Genomic DNA, 12,867 nt, shown 5'->3' with positions numbered 1-12,867 from the left:
GGCTCACGCTCGATCAGCGTGCAAACGGCACCCGGGGTTTCGGATACGTATCATGGGAATCCGGTTGGAATCATGCAAGATGAAGTGATGCAAATGCTGTTATCGATTCGCTTTCAGCGTGACGTGTTGAGCAGGGCCGAGACCTGCGAGGCCAGCGGTCCCAAGGTCTGCGCGGCCTTGACGTTGGTCGTGAACGTCGGCAGTGCGACTTTTCGCGGGAAGGTGACGATCAGCGTGCCGTCGGAAACGCTGATCGAGGCCGGGCGACCGTCGAGCAGTTCGTTGCTCACCCCGAGCACGGTGTCGCTGTGCATCGCGCCGTTCTTCAGTTCGTATTTGAGTCCGGTTTCAGTGACCCCGCGTGAGATGTCGGCATGGGAAAAGACCGAAACCATGCGGTCGGCGGTATCGGTATCGGCACCGGTACTGTCGCAGTGATTGGCGTATGTTCCACCGTCGCTGTTGTTTCCAGGCTGCGGGGTGTCCCGCGTGTCGCGATGGGTTTGGATACCCGCCCGGTCGTGGGTTCCTGTGCGTAAGACAGCGGCGGGGAAGTGGACCGACCCGTTGCAGATGGCGGTGACTACGCTGTGTTCGCCGTATAGCAGTCCGATGCCGCCGTTGTGGGCGAGCAGTGCGAGCATCTGGATATTGGCGATGGTGTGGTCGAGACGGCCTCCCAAACCGCCGTAAATGCGGAAGTCTCTAAATCCTCTCGCCCAGCCGGCTTTGAGCGCCGAAAGCATGTCCGGATCGTCGTGTTCCGGCGGCAGCGCGATGGTCTCAACGCCTTGCGGAACCTTGGCGTTGGCGGAATCGAAATCACCGATCACCAGGTCGGGGCGGATTCCCGCTTTGTCTACGTGGTCCAGCCCACCGTCCGCCGCGATGACAAAGGCGTTCTCCGGAAGTTCGTCTGCGGACGGTTCGTTGCCGTAGTAGGTTCCGGCGGCGAAGACGATACATAAATGAGAAAGGGTCATATATGAACTGTACATGTGTAGGGACGCACATTTTTTAGAGCGTCAAAAAAATGTGCGCCAAATGAGTATTCGGCATTTTGAACATGTCACGAAATCGTTGCAATGATGCTATTATGCTATGAGCAATGTTCGTTTTTGGTTCGCATTTTTGAGGCCCTTGAAAATGTGAGTCCGCCAAACATAAAGGAAAGCAATCATGATCAACCATATCGGTGTATATACGCTCAATTTCGATGCCGAAAAGGCCTTCTACCAGGCCGCGTTGGCACCTCTTGGGTATGTGCAAGGCGCGGAATTCCCCGGAGCCGTGATGTTCGCGGATGCCAAGGACGGCGACAGCGTCTGGATCGAGGCTGCCAAGGAGGGCACGACTCCCTCGCCGATCCACCTCGCGTTTTCGGCGGAAAATGAAGAAGCGGTGAAGGCGTTTTATGAGGCCGGACTCAAGGCAGGCGGCAGCGATAACGGCGCGCCCGGCCCGCGTCCGAACTACGGCCCGAACTATTATGCCGCATTCGTCCACGATCCCGACGGCAACAATATCGAAGCCGTGATCAACAAGTAGGCCCGAAGCCCGCTTCACGATGGTGGTGAGGCGGGCATTCCACCTTCATCGGCCTGATGCGTCGATTTGACAGGATGCGGTTTCCAAAGGGGGAAACAATGGAGACAGTTACAGATGAGAGCACGATCGTCGTGCGTCACATCACGCCGGCCGATTTTGAGGCCAAGGCGAAGGTGCACTCACAGACCTGGCACGAGACCTATCAGGGCAAGCTGCCGCAGTGGCTGGTCGACAAGATTACGCCGGAATTCGCGCTTGAAGTCACGAAACGCCACGACCCGGCGAATGTGTTCGTGGCGCTGGTGGACGATGAGGTGGTGGGCTACGCCGAACTCGCCAATCCCGCCCGTGAGCCCAGCAGTTATCCCGATTGCGCGGAATTGGGCGCAATCTATGTGCTCAACCGTTGCCAAGGCATGGGTATCGGCCGCAAACTGGCGCAGGCGGTTTTCGACGCGTTGCCCACCAAGCGTGTGGTGCTGTGGGTGTTGGAATCCAACACAAAGGCGCAGGGCTTCTACCGCCATATCGGGTTTCACCCCACCGGCCAGGTGCAGACTGAGGATGGCGGCGCGATGAGCGAGCTGGAGTACGCCAATTTCGACACTTCGGCGTGACGCACTCGGCTTGCGGCATTGTCGCGACGGATGGTATACTGAGTTTTTGGCTTGAGAAATCAAGAAAGTGGGTGCGCCCCACCTGGAAGCTTTTCGTAGCTTCGGGTTCAAGGCATTGCTTGTGTTTGCAAGGAATCGGGAAACGGGATAACCGTTGTTTCCGCTGCGTCGATTTATTTTGACGGCTGTGTTTTGAATTTTCGCTGCGATTGATGTCGGCTATTCGGCATCGTGAGGTTTCCGGATGATGACGTGTCCAGCAGCAGCAAGGATTGGAGTTCATCATCAGCGCAGAACCACGCATTAACGACGAGATACGCGTTTCCAAGGTACGCCTGATCGGCCCGAACAGCGAGCAGGTCGGGGTCATCGCGACCTCGGTGGCATTGAATCTGGCCAAGGAAGCGAATCTCGATTTGGTTGAGGTGGCGCCGAATGCGGATCCTCCGGTGGCCAAGCTCATCGATTACGGCAAGTACAAATACAACGAGAAGATCAAGCAGCGCGAAGCCCGCCGCAACCAGAGTGCGGCCGAAATCAAGGAAATTCGTTTCCGCTTGAAGATCGACGAACATGACTTCGAGACCAAGAAGGGCCATGTCATCCGCTTCCTTTCTGGCGGCGACAAGGTCAAGGTCACCATCATGCTGCGCGGACGCGAGCAGTCCCGTCCGATCGGCGGCGTGGAGCTTTTGCAGCGTCTCGCCGATGAGGTCTCCGAATACGGCACCATCGAGTTCTACCCGAAGCACGAGGGGCGCAACATCTTCATGACGCTGGCTCCCAAGGGCAAGAAGGTGCATGCCCAGTCCGAGCAGCGCCGTCGTGGCGCAGACACCCGCGCCGACCGCCAGGCTCGTCAGAGGGCTCGTCTTGCCGCCAAAGAGAAGGAAAAAGCTCAGGAGGCCGGCGCCGCGAAAGCCGCGGTCAACGAGGCCAAGGCAGCAGGTTCATCCGCTCCGGATAGGGCTGCTGCGAATCCGGCAGCCAAGGCAGCACCGAAGACAAGCAAGGGCGAAGCTTCTGCCACGTCGGCCAAGCCTGCAAAGGACACCGATACGGCCGCGAGTGGCACAAGGGCCGCAAAGCCGAAGTCCGCTGCTGCAGCCAAGTCCGCCAAACCGGCCAAGCCGGCACCAAAGGCCAAGAAGTAACAACAATTTTTGTACGAGCCGATGGAAACGTCGGCAGGTACAGGGCATCGAAGAACGAATTCGATATCCGAAGAAAATAGGAGGGCAGCAATGCCGAAGATGAAAACCAATTCCGCCGCGAAAAAGCGCGTCCGCGTCACCGGTACGGGCAAGCTCATGCAGGCTGGCACCTCGATGCGCCACAACCTTGAGCACAAGTCCGCGCGCAAGCGCCGCAACCTCTCCCGCGACCAGGTGCTGGCCACGGCTCAGAGCAAGAACATGCGAAAGCTGCTCGGCCGCTGAATCGGCTTGGGTTATCGGTTTTAACAGGTTTAATAGAAAGCTAGAGGAAACAATATGGCACGTGTCAAGCGCGCAGTGAACGCTCACAAGAAGCGTCGCGTCGTCTTAAAGAGGGCTTCGGGCTACCGCGGCCAGCGCTCCCGTTCGTATCGTCGTGCGAAAGAGCAGCTGCTCCATTCATTTAACTATAACTTCCGCGACCGCAAGGCGCGCAAGGGTGACTTCCGCAAGCTGTGGATCCAGCGTATCAACGCCGCCGTCCGCGCTCAGGGCATCACCTACAACCGCTTCATGCAGGGCCTGAAGCTCGCGGGCATCGAACTCGACCGCCGCGCTTTGGCCGAGCTGGCCGTCTCCGACGCCGACACGTTCAAGACCATCGTCGATCAGGCGAAGGCCGCTCTGCCCAAGGATGTGAACGCTCCCGTCGCCGCCTGAATACGATAGAATATTCAGACATCGATATGTCAAGCCTCCGCAATCGCGGGGGCTTTTCGCGTATATAGTGCAATGCAGGTCGACTTGTCCGTATTGAGACGTGTAGCGTAAGAACTATGAATACTGATGGGGCGCACAAGCGCGGGCAAGGCAGCCAGACCGTGCCGCAAGCGCAGCAGCGCGGAAACGTGCGGATGGCGGGAGCGGAACCTGCTTCGGCGCGGCCCGGCAAGAGTGCGCGAACCGATGGCGCCCGCGACGAGGGCGTCGCGCGGTCGTTCGGCGAAGTCGTACAAAAGGGACTGGAGCACGCTGACCTCGTCCGTCGCAAGCGCAGGATCATCAACGCGATGAAGGCGTTGGCGGCGTTTCTAGTGATCGCTGCCGTCGCCTTGGCCCTCTGGCTGCCGGCCAATCAGTATGTCAACGCCCGCCGGCAGGAGGCCGAGGCCGTCGCTGCCATGAACCGCGTCCGTAAATGGCCGCAAGGCAAAGTGGTAGAGGAATACAGGGCCGCACAACGGTATAACGCATCCATAGCCTCGAGCGGACAGCGTTCGTTGGGGGAGTTCAGTGACCCGTTCGCCTCCGCCGTCAAGAACTCCAAGGGAGGCAAGAAGGCGTTGACGACTTCGCAGAAGGACAAGACCTATCAGGAGCTGCTGAACGATGGCGGCGGGGTGATGGGGGTCATCCACATTCCCAAGATCTCGCTGAAACTGCCGATCTACCATGGCACTTCCGATGAGGTGCTCGACAAGGGCGTGGGCCATCTTTACGGCACCAGTCTGCCGGTCGGCGGGAAATCCACCAACACCGTGCTGACCGGGCATCGTGGCCGGCCTTACGAAACGTTGTTCACCCGGCTGGACCAGCTTCGGCAGGGCGATGTCATCTACATCGATACCTTGGGCCGTACCATGGGCTATCGGGTCACGGCCATCCATGTCGTCTCGCCGGACGATGTCCACCTTTACAAGGTGCGGCAAGGCAAGGATCTGGTGACGCTGATGACCTGCACACCTTACGGGGTCAACACGCACCGCCTGGTGCTGACGGCGGAGCGTCGTCCGATTCCCAAAGACATTCCCTACCCGGAGGATTCCGTGGGCGACGGCTTGTTGTGGGGTACGATCACGGCGTTGTCAATTATCGCTGTCGGAATAATTTTTATTCTGATCAGGCATCGTCGTCATTGGCCGGTTCGTCACGCAAAGCGTGATTGATCGAGGGTAGCTGAACCTTAGGGAGAGTAACTCGACAGGCATGACGCAGTGTTGGTACACCGGTTCCCGTCAAGCGAAAATAACTGTTCGTTTCGCGTTAATTAGTAATTCGAATTGGATTATCGATGTATTGCCGCACTAATATGAGAGATGTAATTCAAGTGCGATGGTTGCGCGTGAATATCTCGATTTCAAGGTGGCTATATGGTACAAGGCAAGATACGAAGAACATGGTGGGGTTCGGCGCTGTGTGCGCTGGCCGCCATATGCTTCGCCTTTGCCTCGTTGGCCATTGTGCCGCCTGCATCATCCGATTCGCCCGTTTCGCAGCTCAACGCCATCGCCAACGCCGACGAGGTCTCGACCAGATCCGGCGATGAGGAAACCATCTCCTACGCCCCCAAGCTTTTCAAGATGCTGGCCAACAACCAGCGCATCGACACCGCCGCCGACGAGATGCGCGTCGATTTCGTGCTGCGTGTGGCCCACAACCAGGTCAATACCTCCGCCAACAAAGGCGTCGACCACCTGAACGGGCAAGCCAACGCCGTCTCCAAGGGCGGGCTACGGTTGCGCTTTGGCTACGGAGCCTCCTCGACCGGCTCGCGCAAGGCCGTCAGATACATCCCCACCATCGCCAGCAGCAACATGGCCGGTACGGTGGGCGCGCTGAACTGGGCGAACAACCAAGAGGAATTCTTCACCATCCACAACCTGATCGCCTCCGGCCAGTACGACTACCTGCTGATCTCAGTGGAGTGCGACATCGACTATCCCAACTCCGTGGACACTTCGGCGCTTGGCGGCGAGAAGATGAACCAGTACCTGTGGGCGCAGATCCCCAACGCCTCCGGCAATTGGCCCAGCGACAGCGACGAGCGCAATGACGTCGAGAGCGGCTACCAGACCAACGTGCTGGCGGGCAACCCCGCCTACGTCTACGACAACGTCTGCGGGTCGGGAAACAACCAGGACGGCCTGCGTTGCAACGGTCCGAAGTCGTTCATCGGCTGGAACGACACACCCCTGCTGTGGAGCGGCAACCAGGCCAACTGGGGGCTGGTCACCGATTATGGGCTCAACGGCCTTGGCATCGGCTGGGCGCCGGCCCGCTCGTTCTTCGTCATGTGGTACAACCGTGCGCCAGCCAGCGATCCCTGTTCGAAGAACACCTCGTTCTACTATCAGTGGCTCGGTCTCAAGGGCGGCAAGGACTGGGTGCCCGTGGACGACCTGACGCCGCACGCCGAAAGGGTCGACGGGCAGAACGCGCTCAATGGCCACGACGGCTTGTGGTTCGCCGGCAGCTCCACCGCCAACGCCGCGTTCAACGCCCGCAACATCCTCAACCCCAACGCCGCCAGCCTGGTGCCCCGCCAGGGCCCCGGCGGCTCGGTGAGTCCGGCGGTCAACATCGACGGCTCCTACGATCTCGAGAAAGCCAAGACCGACCAGGGCCTCGACGGCTACTTCAAGCTGGTCACCTGGCCCATCACCACCAGCAACGACGGCTCGATGAGCCAGTGCCTGGCCACCACGCCTCCCAACGCCAAGAGCGTCACCCCGCACGACGCCTTCAACCCGCTTGAGGGCGGCCACGAACAGGGCATTACCGACGGCATGGACCAGGCGCAGGTCGACTATCTGGTCGACAAGGGCTGGACCATCGACACCGCGTTCGACAAGTACTCGCTGCCCGAGCCTGTGGCCCCCGTCATCGACACCCCTGCCGAGAACACCATCGTCGTGCAACATCCCACCATCACCGGCACCGGCGTGCCGGGGCACAAGGTCTCGCTATACGCCGAGGACACTAACAAGCCGATCGATGCGGGCGACGTCGACAATGCGGATACCAGAGGGCGACTGGTGGGAACCGCGATTGTCGGGTCGGGCGGCAAGTGGTCGATCGTCGACAACGACAACACCATCGTCGATGGTTCCCAGCGCTATCATGCTTGGCAGACCGAGCAGACCAGCGGATACGACCTGACTTCGCCCTTCTCCAACATCCGCACGTTGAAATTCGCGCCGTCGACCATCGATTCGGCCGCAATTACGGTACCGCACACCAAGCGCACCAGCAATGGTGAGCTGCCGGCCGGCAGCAAGGTGCATATCTCTGGCACCGCCGCCCCCTCCATGGCGGGCGAGAACCTCACGCTCTACGCCACCCACACCGTTTCAGCTGGTGGAGACAGAACGGGGGAGGCCAGGGAAGTCACTGACTGTTCCCTGACGTTGACCGCAGCCGGCGAGCAGAACTGGAGCTGCGAGATTGATCCCTCGTTCTTCCTGGACGAGGCGGCGCAGGGCGATACTTACGTGTTCAACGCGGTGGTCACTAATCCCCAGGACAACTCTAAGGTTCGCTCTGGCGACGCCTTCGCCACTCTCGACATGACCTCGACCCAGCTGGCCGTCGATTCCAAGCCAGCCAAGGGCACGGTCAGCGGCACGGCGCACCACCTAAAGACTGGAGTAGCGGCGGACACAGGGGCGAAGGTCACAGTCACTTGGCCCGACAATACCACGGAAAGCGTGACGGTCGGCGCCGACGGCCGTTGGTCGTTCAATATCCCCGAAGGCTTGACGCAAGGCGAGGCAAGGATCACCGCCGACGACCATCCGGACGAAACGGCTCAGAACAACGAGGCCGGATGGGTCACCTACAACCTGGCCGTCACCGAGCCGGTTCCGGTTTTGCCGATGACCGGTGACAGGAGCAATCTTTTGGGCCTCATCCTGAGTATCGTCGCCGTGATGTTGGCGATCGGAATGGGCTTGTTCGTCTCGATCGAATACTTCATGAAGCACGGAAAGGCGGTGGATGATTCGTAACCAGATATCGCGTCGCGCGGGGCTGTACGTTCCACTGCACTTTGCGCGATGGCCGGACGGATGGTAAAGCGTCCGCCGGCAACATGAAAAAGACAACAACCATTTTTTAGATATTTTGCCATAGAAAGAGAGCAACCATGAACAACACACATATCAAGGCGTTGGTGGGAGGCCTGGCCGCAGCGGCCACGCTCCTTGCCTTCAGCCCATTTGGCGTGGCCAACGCCGCCGAGACCCCCATCACCATCGATCCGATGGATCCTGCCTCGCGCGTGGCGACATTGACCATCGAGGGCAAGGGTTCGGCCATCAAGGGGCACTCGTTCACCGCGCTGCGCCTCGGCGTCTACATGAGCGCCTCCAAGAACGGCGACAACGAGCTGACCAGCGTGAGCACGAGCTCCAAGAACGCCGACAGCACCGGACCCGCCGACGAGCATATCCTGCCGGCCATGAAAGACGCCTACCTGGCGGCCTCGGGTGCCTCGGCGCTGCCCACGGGCTATGAGGACAACGTCATCGGTGCGGTGTCCAAGAACTGGTTGGGCTATGTCTCCGCCATCAACACCAGCAATGAGGACACGACGTCGAATTCGCGCGCCAAGGCCTACGACGGCAAGCTGCGCCAGTTCGTCACCAACCTCTCCGGCAACGCCAACGTCAAGAAGCGCATGGCCGACACTACCCGTGATGACGTCTCCACGGTCGTCGGGCCCACCTCGGGCGCCGACACCGACGACATGACCGCCCAGTTCACCGGCCTCAAGGGCGGCATCTATCTGGTGGTCGACACCACCGCCTCGCTCTCCGGTTCCTCGCCGGCCTCCATCCCGATGCTCGTGGGCACCCAGGTGACCTCCAAGGACGGGCAGAGCATCTACGACACCTTCGCCAACGACGCGGCCAACAAGCTGGGCGTCATCAAGATGAAGAGCGCTACGCCAACTGTGGAGAAGCGGCTGATCAAGCCTTCCAACGGTGCAGCCGGCATCGGCGACGAGCTCACCTACCAGATCATCGCCAGCATCCCGCTGACCACGGGCTTCAGCCACTACAAGTACGTGCTCACCGACCAGCCGTCGGCGGGCCTGACCTATGAGCCGGACGAAACTACTGTCGAGATCAGCAATTCCGAAATCTTCGACACCGCAGGCAGCCAGGCCGTGGACGTCCCCGCGCCCACGGGCTACGAGGTCACGCCGGCGGTTGGCTCCACGCCCACCTCCGGGCAGGCCATCACCTTCAACCTTTCGAAGGTCATCCGCCTGATCTCGCAGGGCGACGGCACCTCCGCGCACCCGCAGTACTTCGGCAGCCACTTCATCAAGATCACCTACAAGATGAGGGTGGACGATCAGGCGGTCGCCGGCAACGTGCACAACGGCGTCAAGCTCGCCTACTCCAACGACACCCAGAAGCAGCCCGACAACGACAACGGCGACGACAACACCGCGCCGAACCCGCCGGCCAGCGAGGGCGTGATCGACCACACCAACGATCCCAACGACCCCAACCAGCCCAAGGTCTACTTCTACAACTTCGGCATCGTCGACCAGGCGCGCAACAACCACAGCACCAAGCTCGACGACGCGACCTTCCAGATCAAGGACAGCGACGGCAAGATCATCAAGTTCTACCCGGTCAAGGATGAAAACGGCAAGGTCATCAAGGGCAGCTACAAGAAGGCCGCCGACCAGCGTGACTCCAACACCGAGGCGATTACGTCCTTGAGGCGCGCCTCCGCCCCGAACGACGCCGTTAACGGCAGCCTGACCGACGGCCAGCTGCGCTTCGACGGCCTCGCCGCCGGCGTCTACACCGTCGAGGAGACCGATCCGCCGACCGGCTACTCCGAGATCTCCAAGTCGACGTTCACCGTGACCATCGACACCGACGCGCCCTATTCCGCCGCCGCGCCGCACTACAAGAACGGCGGCGACGTCTTCGACCTGGTCGAGGCGAACGAGACCGGCTGGACCCATGCGCAGAACCCGACCCACTTCATCGAGGTCAACGAGGTCAACTCCATCTCGCAGCTGCCGATGACCGGCGGCGCGGGCGCGATCCTCATTGGGCTGGTCGTCGTGGTGCTGCTTGCCGGCGCGGGTTCGATCTACATCTACACCCGCCGCAGCGAGAAGACGCTCGACAACGAGAGCTGATAAGGAAATAAGGTAGGAATCTCTTTTTCGGCACCTTGGCCGGAATCGTGACGGTAGCGATATCGCCGCGGTTCCGGCCTTTCTCGTCTGGAATCATAACTACGTCTAGAATCGGAATTATGAACGAGACGGACAACCTGCTGGGGCAGTTTCTGGCGCATATCGGCGTCGAGCGAGGGCTGGCGAAATCGACGGTAAGTGCTTATGAAGCCGACGTCAAGAAGTACCTGGGCTGGCTTTCCTCGCGGGGAGTCGACGACTTGAATACAGTGACGGCCCACGACGTCGAGGATTATGTGGCGGCGCTTGACAAATCCGGGGAAAGCGCCCGCAGCAAGGCGAGGCGGCTCGCCAGCGTCCATGCATTCCACAAGTTTGCGCTGATGCAGCAGGTGGTCGACGACGACGTGTCCGCGCGGGTGAAGGCGCCGAAAGCCGCAGGCCATCTGCCCGATGTATTGAGTATCGACGAGGTGTCGCGTCTGCTCGACGCGGCGGCGATGGGAGGTTCGTCCGACCCGGTGGTCCTGCGCGACAAGGCATTGCTGGAATTCATGTATGCCACTGGCTGTCGTGTCTCCGAGGCCACCGGCGCGGATTTGAACGACATCGACTTCGACGAACGTGTGGTGGTGTTGACCGGTAAAGGCTCGAAGCAGCGTCTGGTGCCGTTGGGGGAGTACGCGCTGAAGGCGTTGCGACGCTATATCGCCGAGGGTCGGCCGGAGCTCGAGGCCAAAGCGAAGGGCAGCAAAGAGCGCCGGGCGATCTTCCTCAACAAGCGAGGCCGGCGCATCTCGCGCCAGTCAGTGTGGGAGGTCGTCAAAACGGCGGGTGAACGCGCGCATATCGACAAGCCGCTGCATCCGCACACGCTCCGTCATTCCTTTGCCACCCATCTCATCCAGGGCGGCGCCGACGTACGCACCGTCCAGGAGCTGTTGGGCCACGCCTCGGTGACCACCACGCAGATCTACACCCACGTCAGCCCCGAAACCCTGATCGAAACCTACCTGACCGCTCATCCGCGGGCACGGTAATCGGTGGCGGTGGTTGCAGAGATAATCACATTTCTGGGCTGGTTTTCGTGATTTCCGCTGTAATTGATAGATAAGTGCAGAGATAATCACGTTTTTAGACCGTTTTCTGTGATTTTCTTTGTATTCGATGTACCGATGCAGAGAAAAACACAGTTCAAGATGATTGCATCGATGTTGGATGAAGAGTTGATGACATTGGTATACCAGCGGATTATGATGATTATCGGTATGGCGTATGCGATGAGGCGGGAGCGGTATGATGGCCAAAGGTAAGAGGAAAACGCGCAAGTCCGGTTCCCAGAGGGCGGCGACGGTTCGGTCACAGGCTTCAAAGAGTCAATACCGCGACGGCGGCTTCAGCGAGGCGCGCTGGATGGGCGAGGAGAAGCCGGCCGGGCACGTGGTACAGGGCAAACTGAAATTACAGGGCACCATCCATGTCAAACCAGTGGACGATAGCGTCGATGAAGCCAGCCAGATTCGCAACCTTCTTGCCACAAGCCATGATGAGGTCGTTGGTGGCGTCGCTGCGAAAACAACGAAACGAGCCGAGGACGCAAAAAATACGACATCGGATGGATCTGCGAATGCTGGGGCCACAGCTCAAGCCGGAAGTGCCGTACGAAATGTAACGAATGCGCATAAACCCGCCGGTGGCTCCGTGAACAGGCCTGTTGGTAAAGTGAAGGCTATGCCTACCGATCTTCTTGGACGAAACTATGAGACTTTTCCCGCCCCATCGCCGCTTGACCACCATGGTCCGGCGCGCATCATCGCGATGTGCAATCAGAAGGGCGGGGTCGGTAAGACCACCAGTTCCATCAATATCGGCGGTGCGCTGAGTCAGTACGGCCGGCGCGTGCTCATTGTCGACTTCGATCCGCAGGGTGCCGCCTCCGTAGGCCTCGGTATCAACGCGAACACTGTCGATGCCACCATTTACAACGCGTTGTTCGACCCGTCGCTGGACGTCCACGACGTGGTGCAGCACACCGAATTCGAGAATCTTGACATCATCCCGGCCAATATCGACCTTTCCGCAGCGGAAGTGCAGCTCGTCACGGAGGTGGGGCGCGAACGCATCCTCGCCAGTGTCCTCGAAGGCGTGAAGAACGAATACGACGTCATTATCGTGGACTGCCAGCCCTCGCTGGGCCTCTTGACCGTCAACGCGCTCGCCGCTGCCGACGGCGTGATCATCCCCGTGGCCGCCGAGTTCTTCGCGTTGCGTGGCGTCGCCCTGCTGATGCAATCGATCGAAAAGGTGCGCTCGCGCATCAACCCGCAGCTCGAGGTCTACGGCGTGCTGGTGACCATGTACACCTCGACCCTGCACTGCGAGGAAGTGCTGCAGCGTATCTACGAGGCGTTTCAAGACAAGGTCTTCCATTCCGTGATTTCCCGTTCCATCAAACTGCCCGATTCCAACGTCGCCGCCGCGCCGATTACGATCTACTCCCCGAACCACAAGACGGCCAAGGAATACCGTGAAACCGCACGGGAGCTTATCTCCCGCGGCATTGTGGATTAGGACAGCGCTTTTGCCGGGGTGTGCC

At 60.0% G+C, this 12,867-nt stretch carries 10 protein-coding genes and 1 pseudogene; 10 read left to right on the top strand and 1 reads right to left on the bottom strand.

Going from position 1 to position 12,867, the window contains the following annotated elements:
• Window positions 1–113 precede the first annotated feature (113 nt).
• Window positions 114–983: a thiamine diphosphokinase gene (locus OZX75_RS04465; RefSeq protein WP_277147290.1), complete on the bottom strand. Its 870-nt coding sequence runs from the start codon at window positions 981–983 to the stop codon at window positions 114–116.
• A 196-nt stretch (window positions 984–1,179) separates the two neighbouring features.
• Between OZX75_RS04465 and OZX75_RS04460 the strand changes: the two genes are divergently transcribed.
• From OZX75_RS04460 to OZX75_RS04415, 10 genes and pseudogenes are all read left to right on the top strand, one after another.
• Window positions 1,180–1,548: a VOC family protein gene (locus OZX75_RS04460; protein ID WP_277147288.1), complete on the top strand. Its 369-nt coding sequence runs from the start codon at window positions 1,180–1,182 to the stop codon at window positions 1,546–1,548.
• Between the two features lie 98 nt (window positions 1,549–1,646).
• Window positions 1,647–2,165, top strand: a complete 519-nt coding sequence (locus tag OZX75_RS04455) for a GNAT family N-acetyltransferase (protein ID WP_277147285.1) — start codon at window positions 1,647–1,649, stop codon at window positions 2,163–2,165.
• Between the two features lie 247 nt (window positions 2,166–2,412).
• A pseudogene (gene infC / locus OZX75_RS04450) lies at window positions 2,413–3,100 on the top strand (translation initiation factor IF-3); the annotation flags it as partial.
• Window positions 3,101–3,409: 309 nt separating this feature from the next.
• The gene (rpmI, locus tag OZX75_RS04445) at window positions 3,410–3,604 is read left to right on the top strand and encodes a 50S ribosomal protein L35 (RefSeq protein WP_277147283.1); all 195 of its coding nucleotides are present in this window, start codon (window positions 3,410–3,412) and stop codon (window positions 3,602–3,604) included.
• A gap of 54 nt (window positions 3,605–3,658) precedes the next feature.
• Window positions 3,659–4,042 carry a 50S ribosomal protein L20 gene (rplT, locus tag OZX75_RS04440; protein WP_277147281.1) on the top strand — a complete coding sequence of 128 codons (384 nt, stop codon included), beginning with the start codon at window positions 3,659–3,661 and terminating at the stop codon, window positions 4,040–4,042.
• 116 nt (window positions 4,043–4,158) lie between these two features.
• Entirely contained in the window at window positions 4,159–5,268 is a 1,110-nt protein-coding gene (locus OZX75_RS04435) for a class C sortase (protein WP_277147279.1), read from the top strand.
• 204 nt (window positions 5,269–5,472) lie between these two features.
• A complete protein-coding gene (locus OZX75_RS04430; RefSeq protein ID WP_277147278.1) occupies window positions 5,473–8,109 on the top strand; it encodes an Ig-like domain-containing protein in 2,637 nt (878 codons plus the stop codon).
• 137 nt (window positions 8,110–8,246) lie between these two features.
• On the top strand, window positions 8,247–10,271 hold the full coding sequence (locus OZX75_RS04425) for an isopeptide-forming domain-containing fimbrial protein (protein ID WP_277147275.1): 2,025 nt from the start codon (window positions 8,247–8,249) through the stop codon (window positions 10,269–10,271).
• Window positions 10,272–10,390: 119 nt separating this feature from the next.
• Window positions 10,391–11,311, top strand: coding sequence for a site-specific tyrosine recombinase XerD (gene xerD, locus OZX75_RS04420; RefSeq protein WP_277147273.1), 921 nt, complete (start codon window positions 10,391–10,393; stop codon window positions 11,309–11,311).
• A 691-nt stretch (window positions 11,312–12,002) separates the two neighbouring features.
• Window positions 12,003–12,842: a ParA family protein gene (locus tag OZX75_RS04415; protein WP_277147401.1), complete on the top strand. Its 840-nt coding sequence runs from the start codon at window positions 12,003–12,005 to the stop codon at window positions 12,840–12,842.
• The last annotated feature ends 25 nt before the right edge of the window (window positions 12,843–12,867 follow it).

The organism is Bifidobacterium sp. ESL0800 (assembly GCF_029395355.1).
GTDB lineage: Bacteria > Actinomycetota > Actinomycetes > Actinomycetales > Bifidobacteriaceae > Bifidobacterium.
The sequence above is the reverse complement of the archived record's forward strand: the minus strand, read 5'-3'. Positions and strand labels throughout refer to the sequence as shown.